Raw genomic sequence first — 18,426 nt, 5'->3', positions numbered from 1 at the left:
CAAATCAATCGAATACGCGCAGCTAAATGGTCCGGTCTAACCAGTTCGCGGCGACCATCACGATCCCGATCATGGCATACAGCAGCCGGTAACCCATCTGGAGCCGGCGAAGGCTTTCAAATTCCAATCCACCGCGCAATGCCTGCAACGATGCGTACAAATGTAGCGGATAGAGCATGGCGGCGGCAACAAGAATGCGGGGCAAGACGCCGCACAAGGCAAGCGCCGCCAGCAGCGCATAGGCAATAGTGAACAACACCAGGCCGGCGACAAAAGCCGGCGCCTTGCCGTACGCGACAGCGTTCGTCCTTATTCCGTTCACCAAATCCGCTTCGTAATCACGCGTTTCATGATTGATGTGGCCGGCGGTGAATACCAGTCCGAAGAAACAGCCAATTGCCACGGCGCGCACGTCCAACACGGCCCACATCGCGTATCCGAGCAGGAAATGCAGCATCCCGCCTACAAGATGCAGGAGTGAGTTGAAAACAGGTTTGCCTTTGACGTTAAAAAGTCTCACTGAGTAGAGCGCGCCCAAGCCGGCGATCGCAACTGCGAGGATGAGTGTCGATTTCCCGATTATTGCGAATATCAGCAGGCTCGGCGCGAGCAGACCCATCGCGAACATACCAAACGCGAAACGGTTCACGCCCTTTGCGAAGAACGTTTGCGCAGCTCGTTTGGGATCTCTGAGATCACCGTCAATTCCGGACCAGTCGTTAAGAGCAAAAACATGCGCCACCAGACAGCAGCTTGCAAAGCCAAAGACGGCAAGCGCCAGCAAGTTGTTGATGGTCAATGCCCGAAGGGTGAAGCAAGCTCCGATCAGCGGAGCGCCCTGCAGAACAAGAACTTCATCCCAACGGATGCTCGAGAGCAGACGCAAAAACGGCCGCGCATGAACGGGGGGGTTTTCTAAGGCAGCTTCACCGAGAGGTCGCGTCACTTTTCGGTGCATTCTTTCTGCGCGTCGCTTCCCCCACAGGCGGACCTGCGCTGCCTGCGTTGGTGCTCGAAATAGAGCCTGAGCCAGACGGCATAGCCGAGTTCTTCAGACCAATAAAACCGACGCACCGAGGCGGTCAGGTCATTATGATAAAGAAGAGGTGGATGATGCGCAATTGTCGAAAAATCCTCCGCTGCAAGCTTGTGCAGAAAGTCGCTTGTTCCGGAGAGCATCTCGCCGCTCGCATTGCTGATTGATTGCAGCCGTTGCAATGCCTCAACCCAGATCTGTTGTCCAGGTATAGTGGTTCGCAGCATGGTCTCCGGAAGTTGCATCGGACAACCGAGCTTGTTCAGTTCTGGCAGGCGCAGAATAGCGACCAGCGGCACTAGTTTATAGTATACCCAAATGCTCTCGTCGGCGCCCCGCCGTTGCAGCGCCTCGCATAACGCCCTCGCCGCCGGCGGATTTGCCTCCGCCAGGAACATTAGCACGTGCATCTGAATTGCAATGTCGGCGGGGTTTGGATCGCTGCCCGGATCAATGCACGCATAGCGATCTCGTGGCGCGAGCCAGGTGCGATAGAGCCCGTCAGCAGTGCGAAATCGAGAGAGGGTCTCAAGCGCCATGGACCGCAATTGAGGTGTGCTACCCGGCGAAATCCTCCACACCAGCGCGGTGTCATCGGCATCCGGTGTAATAGCGCAGCCGAGGGTGCCGATCGTGGAGGCGTCGGGACGACCGTGATAACGAACCAGGCCGCCGTCTTCGATCTGGCTTGCAAGGAAAACGCGGGCGCGGTTCAGCGCATTTTCGATACCAGCCGGCTGCGCCACGGGACCGGCAATGTCCAGCATCATCGCATTGATGAACGTATTCATCTCCTGACGTGGCCGCTCGAATCGCTCCGCATCGGTGAAAGCCGTCAGCCAAAACCCAGGGGCTTGCTGACGCTCGACAATTATCCCGGCCGCTTGTTCGGCCGCTTTTGTAAGCTCCTGATCGCGGTGATCAGTTTCGGCGGCAGCCGGAAGGATAAATGTGCGCTCTTGCAAGAGGCGGGCTTCGCTGCCGTCATGGGCGCGGACGATGGCCGCCACTACGTGCTCGCCAAGAGCAAGATGCCCGGCCGGAAACTTGATCCGCCAACCACTTGGGCTTTTCTTGCCGAGCGCGCTCACGACGTCGGGCCGTTCAAAGAAGCCGCCGAAACTTCCTACGATTCGGCCATCAAGCCGAACCGCGACCTCTATCGGCGACTGGCCGTTTGTAAGCGCCCACCCCTGGACTTCGACTTCCCCACCTTCCTTGTTCGAAACCGTGATGAGGTCGATGTGACCCTGCAGATAGTCCAGGAGATCGGCCGGAGGGCGCGAATGGTTCAATTCCGCGATGAATGACGCGTTGCGGATATCCCAGGCGGCCCGCATCTTGCCGGAGCCGATGGCGGCGAACAGATTGGCATCGGACACCCCGGTGTACCAGAACGCGCCGGTCGCCTGAATGGCTATTGCGACCACGCAAGCCAAGCCGAATGCGAAACGGCCTACCGTCGACAGCGCCCCGACGACAGGCGGCAGCATCCAAAACAGGATAGGAAGGGCATCGGTAAGCCAGCGGGGGCCGAAAGACATGCCTTGCCGCCAGTCTCCAAATCCGTAAAAAACCATTTGTAGGGCAGCAGCAGAACCTGTTGCGAGCGTGAGGGCCCGCCAATTTCGATCGCGAAGCACGAAGGTAAAGCAAAAAGGGATAAAAAGCAGAAATGGCGAAAAAACAAACAGACCGCGCGTCGGGCTGACGAGTAACCCGGCCAGTCCAATCAACGCATTGTCATTTATGAACTCGGAAATGCGCGCTCTGCTTACAAGTCCATAACCGCCGACGATATGCCCAACCCATCCAAGGTTATATATCAGAACAAGACTGAGCGGCAGCGCCGCCGCCGCAACGAACGGCGGGATCATACGCCCCGCCCACCACAGCGCATAGAAAGCCAGTCCCGCAGCCAAGATGGCGTCCGGCGGACGGTTGCATGCGATGAGCGCACAAAGCAGTCCCGCGGATACTACACGCATCGAACTGCGCGGGCCGGTGAGTACCAGCAGCATCGCGACTATCATAAGTTGCGCCAACCCGTGCATCCACAGCGCTTGGCTGCTGATGACCCAGGTCGTTGTGCCGAACGCGAACGTAAGCGCGAGCAGCGCGGCGGTTCCCGGTCCGGTCCGTCGCCGCATCAAAAGGTAAAGCAATATGACCGACGCAGTAGCAAGAAGAGATGCGCACAGCTTCTCCATGATTCTTGCTAAATAATCCTGTAGGAGCGGATCCCAGTTTCGGGCGGCGAGATAGGCAATTGCGGGCAGATACAACGGCGCCATCACCACCGGAACCACGATAGGATAGAAGGAAACCAGATGATTGCCTCGTCCTGCCTGGACCCACCAGGCGCGGTCGGCCCCGCCGGCAGAGGCTGAAATCGTGCGCCCTTGCGCAACCCAGTTGGCAATCGGGTCCAACACCACGGCGTGATGACGCCAGATAGAGAAAGGAAGGTATCGTGCAGCGTACGTGTCAACTGCCGTTATCGCGCGGAGATTCGCATTGTAGATAAGAAAAGACGCGAGCCCGAGCAATACACAGATCGCAACATCCCGCCGCAAGAAAATCCGCCTCTTGCTCGACGACAAGCCCGGTCCTGATGCGCCAGAATTCGGCTCCATGAACGTCATACGCCCTGGTCACTCCCTCGTCGGCGCCATCGGAGCCTTCAGGCTGCGCAGACTTGCTTGTCGTCAATAAAACACGCGGATGAACCGTACAATAGAAACGAGAAGTTGCTGCGGTTTTCGGTCAGAGCGGCAGCTCGACCAGCAGTCACCTGGGGGTGGCTTCGGCCCTCACAAGCACAAATCTCGCGTGCCAGCCACCCCCTTCGCAATGTCACTGCCGGGTGTCTCTCACCCGGCGCTCGTCAGCCTCGGCCATCAACGTGACCATTTCGGCAAACGCGGTTTTCGACTTCCATCCCAACAGGTCGCGCGCCTTTTCGGCATTGCCGCGCATAGATCCCAAGTCGACAGGACGCATCAATCGCGGATTGATTCTGACGATGGTTCGCCCGCTCTTTAGATCGAAGGCATGCTCCGCTGTGCCCGTCCCTCTGAAATCGAGATCGAATCCCAGGGCCGCCCCCGCAAGCGTTGCAAATTCGCGGACCGAGTGGGTTTCGCCGGTCGCCAGTACATAGTCGTCGGCGTTCTCGCTTCTCACAATTTGCCACATGCCTTCCACGTAATCGGGAGCGTATCCCCAATCGCGGCACGCATCCAAATTTCCCAGTTCGAGGACGTCGAGCAGGCCGTGCTTGATCCTGGCTAAGCCGACGGTAATCTTGCGGGTTACGAACTCTTCGCTGCGTAACGGTGACTCATGACTGAACATTATTCCGGCTGATGCATGAAGACCGTAAGCTTGACGATAGTTCACGGTCATCCCGTGCGCGAATAATTTAGCAACACCGTAAGGAGTTTGGGGCTGAAATCGTGAAGCTTCGTTTCTCGATGTCGCGCCGGCATTGTCAAACATCGCCGAAGTCGAAGCCTGAAAAAAGCGTGCCGCAGGATTTACGATCCTTAATGCTTCCAAAATTCGCGCGGCTCCCATGCCGCTGCAATCGCTGACGAAGAGCGGTTGTTCGAACGAAGATTGAACCGAACTCTGCGCAGCAAGATTGTACACCTCTGCCGCACCAATACGTTCCACCGCCCGCACGATCGTTTCAAATTCCAAGAGGTCGAGACCAATCAGTTCAATCTCGGAGGAAATGGTCAGTTCCTCGAGACGCGACATATTGACAGCCGAGGTTTGGCGGACCGCACCGAGCACGTGATAACCCTTCTCAAGGAGAAATCGGGCTAAATAGGCACCGTCCTGCCCGGTCACTCCAGTTATCAATGCTCGTGGCGCCACGTTCACGGTTCTCCGCTTTAGCCGATTGTAGGTTCTCTTCGATTAAGTCTGCGTGTTTTGCAAACATATTTTCCTGTCTCGCGGTGAGAATTGGAGATGTTGCCACGCCGCCTTGATCGGGCAGGCCTGCAACGGCGTGATGGTATTCGATGACGTTATTCGCAATCCACGCCTTCGGATATGCCACCGATCTGCTTGCGGCGATGCTGAGGGGGAAAACCCATCTTTTGACGTCGAAATAGCGCACCCGGCGTTCCCGCCGCAACGGCGGGCCGTTTACGAGACCAGCGAACGGCCGCACCGATCCATCCCTGATCTTTGACCTCCGAGCTTCCTATGAAGCCTTTATTCCATCCATCGGAACTTGTCTCTTCATCGTTGGTTCTGTTGTTCGACTTTGTGCGGTGTACGGCGCGCGGCGCGGGCGTATTCGCTTTTCAACACCGTAGCCTGTGAGGAGAAAGATATGCCCTTCATCGAGACCAAAGATGGCGTGCAGCTTCATGTCAAAGATAGCGGCAATGGCCGTCCCGTCCTGCTGATTCACGGGTGGCCTCTGACAGGCGATATGTTCGAGTATCAGTCGCTGGCGCTGCTGGAGGCCGGCTATCGCGTGATCACCTATGATCGCCGCGGCTTTGGTCAGTCGGGGCATCCATTCGAGGGCTATGATTACGATACCTTCGCCGACGATCTCGCCGCCGTACTTGATAAGCTGGATATTCAAGGCGCAAATCTGGTGGGTTTCTCGATGGGCGGCGGCGAGATCGCCCGCTATTTGTCGCGGCACGGAGCCAAGCGCGTGGCCAAAGCGGTCTTGATCAGCTCGGTTGTTCCGTATCTTTTGAAGGATACCAGCAATCCCGACGGCGTTGATCAAAGCGTCTTTGACGACATGAAGAAACAAATTCGAAAAGACCGTTTTGCGTTTCTGCAGACCTTCAGCAAGATGTTTTACGGGGTGGGCTTCGTGAGCAGCCCCGTGAGCGATGCCGTGCTTGATTGGACGTTCATTCTGGCCGTGATGGCCAGCCCGAAAGCCACGCTCGCTTGCGTCGATGCGTTCGGCGAAACGGATTTCCGCAAGGACCTCGCCGCCTTCACGATTCCGACGCTCGTGATCCATGGTACCGCCGACAAGACGGTGCCGATCGATCCCACCGGCCGCGCCGCCGCCAAAAGCATCGCGGGTGCCAAGCTGGTGGAATATGACGGTGAGCCGCACGGCCTGTTCGCGACCGTTCCGGACCGGCTGAACGCTGACCTGATCGGCTTTATCGGTTGATGCATCGACGCAGCAGCAGGCTGAAGAGACGATCAGATCAGCGGTTGAACATGACGGCAATATCAGGGCATCGCTGGAATTGGGAGGTGATGGTCCTTCGTCACATGGCTCGCTCCGCCGACAACTTCTGAAGACCCCGTGATGAAGCCCCAGCGGTTGGGCGGCCGTAACGCATGTATAACGCCGGCAACACGGCGAGCGTCAACAATGTGGCGCTGATCAGTCCTGCGATGACGACGGTCGCGAGGGGCTTCTGCACCTCGGCACCGGTACCCGCAGAAAAGGCCATCGGCAGGAAGCCGAGGGAAGCTACCAGCGCCGTCATCACGACGGGACGAAATCGCGTCAGCGCGCCCTCTTCGATTGCCTCTGCCAGCGGCATGCCCCCATCGCTCAACTGGCGGATGAAGCTGAGCATAACGAGCCCATTGAGCACGGCGATCCCTGAAAGCGCGATAAAGCCGACCGCGGCCGAGATCGAGAACGGCATGCCGCGCAACCAAAGCGCCAACACACCGCCGGTCAGCGCCAACGGCACCGCGCTGAACACAAGCAGTGCATCACGCGCCGAGCCCATCGCGCTCAAGAGGAGCAGAAAGATCACGACGAAGCAGGCGGGAACAACGATGGCCAGGCGCCGGCGCGCTGCGGCGAGGTTTTCGGACTGGCCGCCCCAGGTGACCCAGTAGCCGGCCGGCAGCTTCACATTGAGCGCAACGCGCTGCTGAGCCTCCTCGGCGACCGAGCCGAGATCGCGACCGCGCACATTCGCGGTCACGACGATGCGGCGCTTGCCGTTCTCGCGGCTGATCTGGTTCGGTCCTTCCGCGAAGGTGAATTTTGCGACGCGGTTGAGCGGTACACTCTGCACCGGCGCATTCGGGGTCGGCTTCGGCAGTGCGACGGGCAAATTGCTCAGCGCCTCCAGATCGGCGCGCACGCTTTCCGGCAACCGTACGACGATCTCGAAACTACGGTCGCCCTCGAAGATCACGCCGGCCTCCTGGCCGCCGACCGCCGCACCGATCACATCCTGCACCGCCGAGACGCTCAGGCCCCGCCGCGCGATCGCGGCCTTGTCCACCTTGATCTCCAGCACCGGCAGGCCGCCGATCTGCTCGATCTTGACGTCGGCGGCGCCGCGCACGCTACGCAAATTCGCCGCGACGTCGTTGGCCGCGCGCAGCATCGGCTCAAAGTCGTCGCCGAATATTTTAACCGCTATGTCGCCGCGCACGCCGGCCAGGAGTTCGTTGAAGCGCATCTGGATCGGCTGGGTGAACTCATAGACATTACCTGGCAGGCGATTAACGGCCTTGGAAATCTCTTCGATCAGCACCTCCTTGGTCATGGAGCGGTCCGACCAGGCGTCGTGCGGCTTCAGGATGATGAACGGATCGGCCGCGTTCGGCGGCATCGGATCGCTCGCCATCTCCGCCGTTCCCGTCTTGGAGAACACAAAGGCGACTTGCGGGAAGCGGCTTATGGTCTTCTCGACCGCGAGCTGCATCGCCTGCGACTGCGTCAGGGAGGTGCTGGGGATACGCAGCGCATGCATGGCAATATTCTTCTCATCCAGTGAAGGAATGAACTCCTGGCCGAGCCTGAAGAAACTGGACAGCGCAATGGCGAACAGCACGACGGCAGCGGCGATGACGGGCACCGGCGCGGCCATGGCGTAACGAAGCAGTGGGCGGTAGGCGCGCTTTAGCACCGTGACAAAGCGGTTTTCGGTCTCCTGCACGCGACCCGACAGGCTAATCGCGATCAGCGCCGGGACGAGCGTCAGCGACAACACGAAGGCGGCGCCGAGCGCCAGGATCACCGTAAGCGCCATCGGCTCAAACATCTTGCCTTCGACTCCGGTGAACGTCAGGAGCGGTACATAGACCAGCAGGATGATCGCCTGGCCGTAGAGGCTCGGCTTGACCATTTCAGAGGTCGAAGCGCGTACGGTAGTAAGGCGTTCCTCCCGCGTCAGAATGCGGCCAAGTTCGCGCTGCTTCCCGGCAAGATGGCGTAGGCTGTTTTCGGTGATAATCACGGCACCGTCGACAATCAGGCCAAAATCGAGCGCGCCGAGGCTCATCAGATTGGCGCTAATCCGCCCCTGCCACATTCCGATCGCGGTCATCAGCATGGAGAGCGGGATGACCAGCGCCGTGATCAGCGCGGCGCGGAAATTGCCGAGCAGCAGGAACAGCACGGCGATCACGAGCAGTGCGCCCTCGCTGAGGTTCTTGGCGACCGTGCCGATGGTGGCATCCACGAGCTCGGTGCGATCCAGCACGGTCGTGACCTCGACGCCCCGCGGCAACGTTGGTGCAATGGCACGCAGCTTTGCATCCACCGCCGACGAAACGGTGCGGCTGTTGGCCCCGATCAGCATCAGCGCGGTGCCGACCACGGCTTCGCGGCCGTTCTCGCTGGCGCTCCCGGTGCGAGTCTCGCCGCCGACCGAGACGGTGGCGAGATCGCGCACGCGCACCGGAACGCCGCCGCGGGTGGTGACGACGACGGAGCCGAGTTCCTCCCTGTTTTCCAGCCGCCCGCCGGAGCGCACCACGATGCCCTCGCCGTTGCGCTCAATGTAGCGAGCGCCGCGGCTCACATTGTTAGCCTCGACAGCTTTGGCGACATCGGAAAAGGTAAGACCGAGCGCGATCAGCTTCGCAGCATCCGGATTGACCTGGTACTGCTTGAGATATCCGCCGATCGAATCGACGCCGGCAACGCCCGTCACCAGCTTGATCTGTGGCTTGACCATCCAGTCCTGCACGGTACGCAAGTACGCGTTCTTCTCGACATCGCTGTCGAGCATCTGCCCTTCAGGCGTAAGGAAGCGGCCGTCGCGCTGCATGCCGGGCTTGCCGTCACGATCAGCGAACCTGTCGGCGAAATGCACGGTCCACATGTAGATTTCGCCCAGCCCCGTCGAGACCGGGCCGATCCGCGGCTCGATGCCCTCGGGCAGGCGAGCGCGGATCTCGGTCAGCCGCTCGCCGATCTGCTGGCGGGCAAAGTAGATATCGGTGCGCTCGGTGAAGACGGCGGTAACCTGCGAAAAGCCGTTGCGGGACAGCGAGCGCGTGCTTTCGAGACCCGGCGCGCCGGCCAGCGACGTCTCGATCGGGAAGGTAATCTGTTTCTCGATCTCGACCGGCGACAGCGCGGGTGCAACGGTGTTGATCTGCACCTGTTTGTTGGTGATGTCGGGCACGGCGTCGATCGGCAGCTTTATCAGCGCAAAGGCGCCGGAGGCGGCCGCGATAATACCAAGTGTGACGACGGCCCAGCGCCTGCGGATGGCGAAATCGATGATCCCCTCGATCATGTTAGTGCTCATGTTCCGTTTCGGCCTTTTCCAGCTCGGCCTTCAGCGTGAAAGTGTTGACGACCGCATAGATTTCGCCCGGCGTAAGGCCGCTTACGATCTCGACGTCGTCGTCGTCCTCACGGCCGGTGCGCACCGGGCGCGCTTCAAAGCCATCGCTGTCGCGCAAGAACAGAGTCGGTACCCCCTTGATGGTTTGCAGCGCCTTACGCGGCACGATCACTTTTGAGGCGTGATCGCCGACCGGGATTTCGGCTGTTACGAAGGTGCCGGGCTTCCAACGGTGGTCGGGGTTCGGCAGGCTAGCGATAACGCGCGCATTACGGGTCTCGCGGTCGAGCAGCGGGCTGACGAAGACGACCCTCGCGCTCACTTCTCCCTCAATGCCGATCGCCCGAACGCTGACGGAACCGCCCTCGCGTACCGACGCGATGTCCTCCGGCGAGACCGCGAGATCGACCCAGATGTTATCGAGATTGACGATGACGAAGAGCTCGCTCTCCTGCCCCTCGCGGCCGATCAATCCGCCAACATCCACGCGGCGATCCGAGACGCGACCTGAGATCGGCGCACGCAAATACTGCTTACGCAGGCTCTCTGGCGGCTGGTTCGGCAGGTCGCCGACCTCGCTTTCCGACAGTCCCAATGCGAACAGCTTTTGTCGCGCGCCATCGAGCTTAATCTGCGCCTCGTTGGCGGCGAGCTGGGTGCGAAGGAATTCATTCTCCGAGAGCGCGCGAGATTCGATCAGTACTTTCTGACGCATGTAGATGGTTTGCCTCAGCTCGCTGGTGACGCGCGCGGCGAGATACTCGCTCTTGGCATCGGCAACCTCGCCGCTCTCTATGGTAGCAACAATGTCACCCTTCGCGACACTGTCGCCGAGTTTCTTGTGCAGTTCGGCGACGGTGGCAAGCACGCGCACGGAAACGCGGGCAATGTGGTCGGCGTCGGGGATCAGGGAGCCCGGCGCGAGGAAATGACGGCGGAGCGTGCCGCCCTTAGCTTCCGCGACCGTGATACCGGCGTCGCGGATCTGCTGCTCGGTGAGCGCGAGGCACGGCGGGCGATCCTCATGACCATGCGCATCTTTGGACGCACGGCCCGTCCCGGCATGATCATGGCCGCTCGTGAGCGACACCGGCCATCCGGTTGTTGCCGCGAGCCCGATAATAGCCGCGATGCCGGCAGCCACGCCGGCGACAAAGATAGGAATCCGTTTCATCTGCGCCTTCCCGCTGCACGCGTCCGCTTCGGCTCGCGCGCCTTTTCGATCCATCAAAGCGAGGGACGCTCCGGCGCACTGTTCGCGGCGAAGCTTGATCGGCCGTCGGGCCGATCAGACGCGGGGCGGCTTAAAGAGCAAGGCCAGATCGGCTGAGTCGGAAGCGAAAACGGTCGCGGCGCAGTGACCGCGCGTAACATATTCGATCGTCACCGCATCGCCCTGCGGGGCGACGGTCGTGACATGAGCAAGGCAATGGTCCCCATGCGGCGCTGCGCCCTCGTCGGGAGTGACCTTGCCGGCGGCGTCGCAACTTGCTTGCGCGACAACGACGGTTGCCATGCCGTCGTTGCTATCCAAACTCCAGCCGTGGAAGAACGACAGCACCAGCGCGAACGAAATCAGTGCGGCGAGAAGGCTGCGCCAGCAGCTCGCGCGTTGTAAGTCCAGTCGAACCGCAACGTCCGGTGCCATTCGGGTTAATTAACGTCCATCGGATGCCTTTACAAGGCGAGAACACCAGCGAACAGTATAACATATGGAAGCCATAGCGACGCGGCATTTGATATCGGAGTTGGCGCCAGAACGGACATACGCGGTCTAAACCGGAATGTCGCCTTTGGTTCATTTGCGGATGCAAAGCCCGCTATTGGCAGGCTTTTCTGCTACCCTCACCGGCCAACTTCCATCCGGGCGTGATCGTTGCGCTATCCGTCGAGGACAACGTGTAGATCGTCGGATTGCTGTCGGCAGCGCTCGGGAAAGTCTGCGCGCTGGGCGGCGCCGTGGGTCCGGCCGGCGTGCTGATCTGCAGCGTGCCCGCCGGATTGGTCACCGCGCCGGTCAAAACCGCCGCATTGCCGGCTGTGTCCGTGATACTCCCGCCCTTGAGGTTGGCCGCGATGACCGTCAGGCTCGGGGTGTTCTGGCCGGCCGCGACCGTGTAGGCGAATGCCAATGCACTGGTGCCGGAACCTCTTTCGTGCCGGGCGCCTGGGTGCCCGCGTTGATCGTCTTAATGGCCGACAGATCGGTGTTGGCCGCAACCTTGACTGAGTCGGCAGCCAATGACAGGACCACGTTTTCGACCCCGATTAGCCCTGGACCTTGGGCCTTACGCCTACGAAGTTCCATTGGCTCACATCCGGTTTCAGACATTCGCCACAAAGCTCGGCGACACCTCCGCGAGTTGCAGCCGGAGGCTACCGTGATCCGCTATTCGCTGGATGAACTACGTCAGCGCTATGTTATTGAGGGCAGGCCGCTGGAGGCGAGCCTCCAAGAAATCCTGCGCGCCGACACCCGCGCGGGAGCGCGCGCTATCCTTGCCTCGATCGAAAAGCGCCGCTTTGAGAACCGGGCTGAAGGGCAGCGGCTTCGCAAGATGCTGCGCTTTGAGACGCTTCTGTGGGATGAGGGGCAGGATGCCGTTGCGGGCGTCGACGAGGCCGGAATGAGCCCGCTTGCAGGACCCGTCTCCGCTGCCGCGGTTATCCTGAAGCCCGGCACGCGCATCAGCGGTATCGACGACTCGAAAAAGCTGGATGCGAATTCGCGTGAGGCTCTTGCGATGGAAATCAAAGAAAAGGCGGCTTCATGGTCTGTCGCGTTTGTCGAAGTCGAGGAGATCGACACCATCAACATCTACTGGGCGGGCATTCTCGCAATGCGGCGGGCTGTTGAAGGCCTGGGAGTAGTCCCGCAGCATCTCCTGATCGACGCGAAACGTCTGAAAGAGATAGCAATCCCGCAGCAGGCGATTATCAAGGGCGACGCGAAGTCCGCCAGCATCGCGGCTGCCTCCATTCTTGCGAAGGTCTCGCGCGATGCGCTGATGCGAACGCTCGACACGCGTCATCCCGGCTACGGCTTCGCCGATCACAAGGGTTATCCTGTTCGCGCTCACTACGACGCCTTAGCTCGGCTTGGTGCGTGTCCTGCACATAGACGTTCGTTTGGCCCTGTGCGCAAGATCCTCGGCTTGCCGCCGCTACCGCCCTGGCCCTTGGCATCAGAACGCGCCGGTGCCGCGTCAGGACCGGAGGCATAAGCCCTGCAGCCGCGGTTGCATGGAAACGCCGTGCCGGACTCTGCTGTATAGTTCACCCTTTCTGTTTTTCTTGTGCGCTTCTTCCATCGGAGCTTTTAGAGCGTTCTTCAAAGCGATCAGCGCCCTTAGCCAGATCGCGTCCCGTCTTGCTCTCGGTTTTCGCTTCTTCCTTAGCAGTCGCCTCGCGCAAGCCTTCAGCGGCGCGTTCCCCCGCTTTTGACGATTTATGTTCGTTATTCATTTGATGCTCCTTCCCTGATAAACATGCTCCAAATGCTTCCTTGTCTATCCCAGTGAAAATTTCCAATCAGCTCGCTTGAACATTGTTCCAGTTATTCCGTCGGAAGCTCGTGGCATGACGTAATGGTGACCTCAGTCGAGCGGCGCGGTCCATTGTCGCAAAACGGCGGAAAACCCGACATCGAACATTCAAGCAGCAAGTCCGATAAGAGCCAAGAGGCGACATTGGTGACTGTGCCCATTGCCGCTGTTATCGGCTTTGTGCCAAAATCACTCGATGCAAATACAAGAAGCTATACCGGAAGATGCGCCCGCTGCCTGCATTGTGTTGAAGCGATCAATAGCAGAGCTCTGTGAAGTTGACCACCGAAATGACCCCTTCATCTTGGCGCAATGGTTGGGCAATAAGACCCACGAGAATTTTTGTTCTTGGGTCAATCAAACTGACAACTCGGTGCTTGTGGCTGTCGAAGATCAGCACGTCCTAGCGGTCGGATCGGTAACAGATGCGGGAACGATTGGCCTTAACTACGTATCGCCAGATGCGAGATTTCGGGGAGTTAGCCGCGCCCTGCTGCGGGCACTAGAAATGCGAGCCGCGGAAAAAGGCAATAGTCGGTGCAACCTGACGAGCACCGAAACCGCTCGCCGATTTTACTTGTCCAACGGCTACGTCGAAAATGGATCACCCGTTGGTGGGTTTGGAACGACTTCTGGTTATCCAATGACCAAGGCCTTGCTTGGTTCGATTGGCAAAAGCTAGCTACTTCCGAAGTCCGCTTCGGGTCAATTAGCGGACGTCGCCGCTCCTTCACGGCATGTCCGCTTTGCTGCTGAAACCAGACGTTCAACCGCACCCAAAAAGTTTAGACTGCGTCCCACACCATGGAGTGCTGATCGCGCCAGTCTCCGGCTTTCGTTTCTGGAAAATGGGAGATTCGGGTGTCTGCCAGAGACTTTCGCGTATTTCGCTCACAAATAGTCGAATTTCGGAGCATAGAGACGGAAGTAGAATTTGCACAAGCCCGCATTTGGCGGCGTTTTAGGATTTTCCGCTACGCTATTCTGGAGTGACTGCCTGGCTGGCGACGCAGTGCTGATCGCGCCTGTCTCCGGGAGAATTCCCTGCAAACAGGGAATTTTACAGGGAATTTCGCGATTTTGAGGCTTCAGACCCTTTTGTTGATGTCAGAAACCGCTGCGCTGCAGTCATTTTTCACATAATTCCCTAAGCGCCGTAACAGGGAAAATATTTCGTATAACAGGGAATTTTTGGCGCGAACAGGGAATTGCGCCTGACGAAAATCACGCGCAGCTCGGATGAATAAATCCTACCTTTCCGTTGTGGTGTCGCTGCCTCGGCCTTAAGCGTGCCATGCCGCGGCCACCGTGTTTTGAAGGGCCGTATCGTTCGGAATCTGATGCAAGGTGCTCGCAGTCGGATCAAAGCCCGCATGACTGCCCGAATATGCCGCCATGGCCTGGACCAGTTGCGAAATCTGGTTGTCCAGCTTCAGGCTGCCTGCCGTGAATACTTCGCTCGCCTGGTTACCGCTGTTGAACCAGCCATCGAGCGTGGTCTGATCGTTGGTCCCGATGACGTCGATCTGCAGATTGTTTCCCGACTGCAGGAACCAGAGATTCTGATCGGTCACATTCCCTGTAAAATCGAATTCATTACTGATGCCACTGGAATAGTCCGGCGTGATCGTCACGCTGTCGGTGGGAGACAATGTGTAGATATTGGGTCCGCTCTCGATCAAACTTGCGGAATTCGGCGCACTCGGCGGCGCCATCATCCCCGCGGGAGTGCTGATTTGTAGCGTACCTGCTGGATTGGTCACGGCACCGGTCAGAACCGCAGCATTGCCTGCTGTATCAGTGATGGTCCCGCCATTCAGATTGGCCGCCGTGACCGTCAGGTCGGGCGTATTTTGCCCAGCCGCGACCGTATAGGTGAAAGCCAGCGCGGTGGTGCCGGAACCACCGCTATAGGTGCCGATCCCCCCGTCGTTCAGCGTGAGCGTCGGCGTGCCGCCGGTCGTAGTCACCAGGCCGGCCTCGCTCAAGTTGACCGTCAGCGTCACCACTGCCCCAACACCCAGCGTACCGTTTCCGGACGTGATGCCGGGTCCCGACGTGGCAACCGAGCTCACGGTCGGGGTGGTGGTATCGATTTTCAGGGTGCCAGCCGGGTTGGTGACTGCACCCGTGACCACAGCCGTGTTGCCGGCGAGGTCCTTGATGGTCGCTGTGCCCAGATTGAACGCGGTAACGGTAAGATCGGCCGTGTTCTGCCCGGCCGCTACCGTATAGTTGAAGGCCAGCGCGCTGGTCCCCGATCCGCCGGTGTAGGTCGCAACGCCGCCATCGTTGAGCGTCAGCGTCGGCGTGCCGCCGGCGACAACCACGCTTTCGTTGAAGTTGAGGATCAGCGTCACCACCTTGCCGGCATTCAGCGAGCCGGTGCCGGCGGTAATGCCGGCTCCCGATGTCACCACGGAGCTTACCGTGGAAGCCGTCGTGTCGATCTGCAGCGTGCCGGCAGGATTGGTGGCCGCGCCGGTAAAGACACCTGCGTTGCCTGCGGCATCCTTGATGGTGCCGCCGTTGAGGTTCAGCGCCGTCACCGAGAGATCAGGCGTATTCTGCCCGGCCGCCACCGTGTAGGTGAAAGCCAGCGCCGCTGTTCCGGAGCCGGACGCGTAGGTCGCGCTGCCGCCGTCGTTCAACGTGAGGGTCGGCTTGCCCCCCGTGGTGACGACAGTCACGTTCTCGCTGAAGTTCGCCGTCAGCGTGACGACCTTGCCGGCGTTCAGGACGCCGGTACCCGCCGTGATACCCGTACCCGATGTTGCCACCGAGTTTACGCTCGGCGAGGTGGTGTCGATCTGCAACGTGCCGGCGGGATTTCCGGTAATGACCGCGGTATTGCCGGCCGCATCCTTCACGGTGCCGCCATTGAGATTGAGCCCGGTCACCGTGAGGACGGGCGTGTTCTGCCCAGCTGCCACGGTATAGGTAAAGGTCAGGGCCGTCGTGCCCGAGCCGCTGGTGTAGGTCGCCACACCACCGTCGTTCAACGCAAGGCTCGGCGTGCCGCCGGTCGTTGTCACGGTCGCGGCTTCATTGAGCGTTGCCTTGAGCGTGACGACCTTGCCGGCATTGAGGATGCCGCTGCCCGACGTGATGCCGGTACCGGTCGCCGCAATGGATGTCGCCGTTGGCGCATTTCCGTCAATGAGCAGGATGCCGGCAGGATTGGTAACCGCGCCGGTGAGCACGGCCGCATTGCCGCCGGCATCCTTGATGGTGCCGCCGTTGAGGTTGAGCGCGGTTACAGTCAGATCCGAGGTGCTCTGTCCTGCAGTCACCGTATAGCTGAAGGTCAATGCACCGGTGCCCGAGCCGCCGGTATAGGTGGCAACGCCGCCGTCGTTCAGCGCCAGATTCGGGGCGCCACCAGAAGTATTGACGCTGACGCTCTCGCTGAAGTTTACCGTTAGCGTTACGACCTGGCCCAGGATGACGTTGCCGCTGCCTGGCGATGTCGTGACCGAGCTCACGGTTGGAGCAGTGGTGTCGACCACCAGAATGCCGGCCGGATTGCCGGCCGCTCCGGTGACGACGGCCGTGTTTCCGGCGACGTCCTTGATGGTGCCGCCGTTCAGATTAAGCGCGGTGACGGTGAGATCCGACGTGTTCTGTCCTGCCGCAACTGTGTAATTGAAGGTCAGCGCGCCGGTGCCGGATCCGCCGGTGTAGGTGGCTGTGCCGCCATCGTTCAACGTCAGGGTCGGCGTGCCGCCGGTCGTGGTGACCACCACGTTCTCGCTGAAGTTCGCCGTCAAGGTGACGACGGTGCCAACGCCGACCGTGCCGCTCCCGGACGAAATGCCGGTGCCGCTGGTCGTGACCGAGCTCACGGTCGAGGCTGTCGTATCGATCTGCAGCGTGCCGGCAGGATTGGTGGCGGCTCCGGTTACGACCGCCGTATTGCCCGCGGCATCCTTGATGGTCGCGCCGTTGAAGTTGAGCGCGGTCACCGCGAGATCCGGGGTATTCTGGCCGGCCGCGACGGTGTAGGTGAAGGTCAAGGCAGTGGTGCCGGAACCGCCGGTATACGTCGCCGTGCCGCCATCGTTGAGCGTCAGCGTTGGCGTGCCGCCGGTGGTGTTGACGGTTACGTTCTCGGTAAAGTTTGCGGTGAGCGTGACCACCTTGCCGGCATTGAGAACGCCGCTACCCGCCGTGATGCCCATGCCCGACGCCGCGATCGAACTGACTGTCGGCGCAACGCCATCGACCACCAGAACACCGGCCGGATTGGTCACCGCGCCTGTCACGACAGCGGCGTTGCTGGCGACGTCCTTGATTGTCCCGCCATTCAGATTCAGCGCCGTCACGGTGAGATCGGCCGTGCTCTGCCCCGCCGCCACCGTGTGGCTGAAGGTCAACGCGCTGGTGCCTGAGCCACCGGTATAGGTCGCACTTCCGCCGTCGCTCAAGGTCAGCGTCGGCGTTCCGCCGCTGGTATTGACCGTCACGTTCTCGTTGAAATTCACCGTCAGCGTCACAACGGCGCCGGTGATGACCGTCCCGCTGGCCGGCGAGGTGGTAACGGACGACACCGTCGGCGCGGACGTATCGACCAGTAGTGTACCGGCCGGGTTGGTGGTTGCGCCGCTGAGCACTGCGGCATTCGCCGCGGCATCCGCGATCGTCCCGCCGTTCAGGTTGAGGCCCGTTACCGTGAGATCGGAGGTGTTCTGCCCGGCGCCGACCGTATAGCTGAAAGTCAAGGCGCTCGTGCCGGTCCCCCCGGTATAGGTCGCCACGCCGCCGTCGTTTAGCGACAATGTCGGGGTGCCCCCCGTCGTGTTGACGAGGACGTTCTCGCTGAAGTTCACCGTCAAGGTCACAACGCCGCCGAGACCGACAGCACCGTCTCCCGACGCGATGCCGGCACCGGATGCGGTGACCGAGCCGACGGTGGGCGCGATGAAATCGAACGAGAGCGCCGAGACACTGCTACCATCCCCGAACTGAATCTGGCCGATGCCGCTGGTCACCGTTCCGTTTACCGTTGCATAGTCGTTATGGATGATGACGGTATCGGTCGCATCGCCGTTGATGTTCACGATCAGGTCGCCGGAGCTGTTCGACTGGAACGAAACATCGCCGGCGGTCAGACCGGAGCCCATTTGAAGGGTGCCCGTCCCACCATTCAGCGTGACATCGAGCCGGCCGGTGCCCCGGTTGTATTTGACGATGTTGGTACCATTGCCTCCGGAGGATGAGTTGCCGAAAATAACGGTCCCGCTTCCGGCCGTGATCTCGAAAACGTTGGCGCCGTAGTTGCTGCCGGTCA

13 protein-coding genes are annotated in these 18,426 nt (G+C 60.3%); 3 read left to right on the top strand and 10 right to left on the bottom strand.

All coding sequences use genetic code 11. The annotated features are described in order from the left end of the window. Nucleotides 1-22: 22 nt before the first annotated feature. From ACFE72_RS01410 to ACFE72_RS01395, 4 genes are all read right to left on the bottom strand, one after another. On the bottom strand, nt 23-958 hold the full coding sequence (locus ACFE72_RS01410) for a UbiA family prenyltransferase (RefSeq protein ID WP_375411259.1): 936 nt from the start codon (nt 956-958) through the stop codon (nt 23-25). Beyond that, complete coding sequence (locus ACFE72_RS01405) at nt 943-3,681, bottom strand: hypothetical protein (RefSeq protein ID WP_375411258.1); 2,739 nt, start codon at nt 3,679-3,681, stop codon at nt 943-945. Before ACFE72_RS01405 ends, ACFE72_RS01410 begins: the two co-directional genes overlap by 16 nt. A 211-nt stretch (nt 3,682-3,892) precedes the next feature. After that, nucleotides 3,893-4,894, bottom strand: a complete 1,002-nt coding sequence (locus ACFE72_RS01400; protein WP_375411257.1) for a GDP-mannose 4,6-dehydratase — start codon at nt 4,892-4,894, stop codon at nt 3,893-3,895. Then, nucleotides 4,851-5,168, bottom strand: a complete 318-nt coding sequence (locus ACFE72_RS01395) for a hypothetical protein (RefSeq protein WP_375411256.1) — start codon at nt 5,166-5,168, stop codon at nt 4,851-4,853. Before ACFE72_RS01395 ends, ACFE72_RS01400 begins: the two co-directional genes overlap by 44 nt. A gap of 219 nt (nt 5,169-5,387) precedes the next feature. Between ACFE72_RS01395 and ACFE72_RS01390 the strand changes: the two genes are divergently transcribed. Continuing rightward, the gene (locus ACFE72_RS01390) at nt 5,388-6,206 is read left to right on the top strand and encodes an alpha/beta fold hydrolase (protein ID WP_375411255.1); all 819 of its coding nucleotides are present in this window, start codon (nt 5,388-5,390) and stop codon (nt 6,204-6,206) included. Between the two features lie 100 nt (nt 6,207-6,306). On the opposite strand, the gene ACFE72_RS01385 is transcribed toward ACFE72_RS01390, so the two are convergent. From ACFE72_RS01385 to ACFE72_RS01370, 4 genes are all read right to left on the bottom strand, one after another. Next, the gene (locus ACFE72_RS01385; protein WP_375411470.1) at nt 6,307-9,540 is read right to left on the bottom strand and encodes an efflux RND transporter permease subunit; all 3,234 of its coding nucleotides are present in this window, start codon (nt 9,538-9,540) and stop codon (nt 6,307-6,309) included. A gap of 1 nt (nt 9,541) precedes the next feature. Next, nucleotides 9,542-10,765: an efflux RND transporter periplasmic adaptor subunit gene (locus tag ACFE72_RS01380; protein ID WP_375411254.1), complete on the bottom strand. Its 1,224-nt coding sequence runs from the start codon at nt 10,763-10,765 to the stop codon at nt 9,542-9,544. Nucleotides 10,766-10,879: 114 nt separating this feature from the next. Next, entirely contained in the window at nt 10,880-11,239 is a 360-nt protein-coding gene (locus ACFE72_RS01375; RefSeq protein ID WP_375411253.1) for a hypothetical protein, read from the bottom strand. 172 nt (nt 11,240-11,411) lie between these two features. Continuing rightward, complete coding sequence (locus ACFE72_RS01370) at nt 11,412-11,723, bottom strand: hypothetical protein (RefSeq protein ID WP_375411252.1); 312 nt, start codon at nt 11,721-11,723, stop codon at nt 11,412-11,414. Nucleotides 11,724-11,972: 249 nt separating this feature from the next. On the opposite strand from ACFE72_RS01370, the gene ACFE72_RS01365 reads away from it, so the two are divergent. Continuing rightward, nucleotides 11,973-12,815, top strand: coding sequence for a ribonuclease HII (locus tag ACFE72_RS01365; RefSeq protein ID WP_375411251.1), 843 nt, complete (start codon nt 11,973-11,975; stop codon nt 12,813-12,815). Nucleotides 12,816-12,867: 52 nt separating this feature from the next. On the opposite strand, the gene ACFE72_RS01360 is transcribed toward ACFE72_RS01365, so the two are convergent. Beyond that, nucleotides 12,868-13,056 (bottom strand): hypothetical protein, encoded by a 189-nt coding sequence (locus tag ACFE72_RS01360; RefSeq protein WP_375411250.1) that lies wholly within the window; start codon nt 13,054-13,056, stop codon nt 12,868-12,870. 276 nt (nt 13,057-13,332) lie between these two features. Here ACFE72_RS01360 and ACFE72_RS01355 point away from each other — a divergent pair, with 276 nt between their 5' ends. Further along, the gene (locus ACFE72_RS01355; protein WP_375411249.1) at nt 13,333-13,818 is read left to right on the top strand and encodes a GNAT family N-acetyltransferase; all 486 of its coding nucleotides are present in this window, start codon (nt 13,333-13,335) and stop codon (nt 13,816-13,818) included. Nucleotides 13,819-14,419: 601 nt separating this feature from the next. Here the strand turns inward: ACFE72_RS01355 and ACFE72_RS01350 are convergent. Continuing rightward, nucleotides 14,420-18,426, bottom strand: a 4,007-nt coding sequence (locus ACFE72_RS01350) for a beta strand repeat-containing protein (RefSeq protein ID WP_375411248.1), incomplete at its 5' end; no start/stop codon positions are given.

The organism is uncultured Bradyrhizobium sp. (genome assembly GCF_964252615.1).
GTDB lineage: Bacteria > Pseudomonadota > Alphaproteobacteria > Rhizobiales > Xanthobacteraceae > Bradyrhizobium.
The sequence above is the reverse complement of the archived record's forward strand: the minus strand, read 5'-3'. Positions and strand labels throughout refer to the sequence as shown.

What these genes read in the sequence shown, in the direction of transcription:
- ACFE72_RS01410 (WP_375411259.1), bottom strand. Translation starts at nt 958, where the DNA reads ATGCACCGAAAAGTGACGCGACCTCTCGGTGAAGCTGCCTTAGAAAAC.
- ACFE72_RS01405 (WP_375411258.1), bottom strand. Translation starts at nt 3,681, where the DNA reads ATGACGTTCATGGAGCCGAATTCTGGCGCATCAGGACCGGGCTTGTCG.
- ACFE72_RS01390 (WP_375411255.1), top strand. Translation starts at nt 5,388, where the DNA reads ATGCCCTTCATCGAGACCAAAGATGGCGTGCAGCTTCATGTCAAAGAT.
- ACFE72_RS01385 (WP_375411470.1), bottom strand. Translation starts at nt 9,540, where the DNA reads ATGATCGAGGGGATCATCGATTTCGCCATCCGCAGGCGCTGGGCCGTC.
- ACFE72_RS01380 (WP_375411254.1), bottom strand. Translation starts at nt 10,765, where the DNA reads ATGAAACGGATTCCTATCTTTGTCGCCGGCGTGGCTGCCGGCATCGCG.
- ACFE72_RS01375 (WP_375411253.1), bottom strand. Translation starts at nt 11,239, where the DNA reads ATGGCACCGGACGTTGCGGTTCGACTGGACTTACAACGCGCGAGCTGC.
- ACFE72_RS01360 (WP_375411250.1), bottom strand. Translation starts at nt 13,056, where the DNA reads ATGAATAACGAACATAAATCGTCAAAAGCGGGGGAACGCGCCGCTGAA.
- ACFE72_RS01355 (WP_375411249.1), top strand. Translation starts at nt 13,333, where the DNA reads ATGCAAATACAAGAAGCTATACCGGAAGATGCGCCCGCTGCCTGCATT.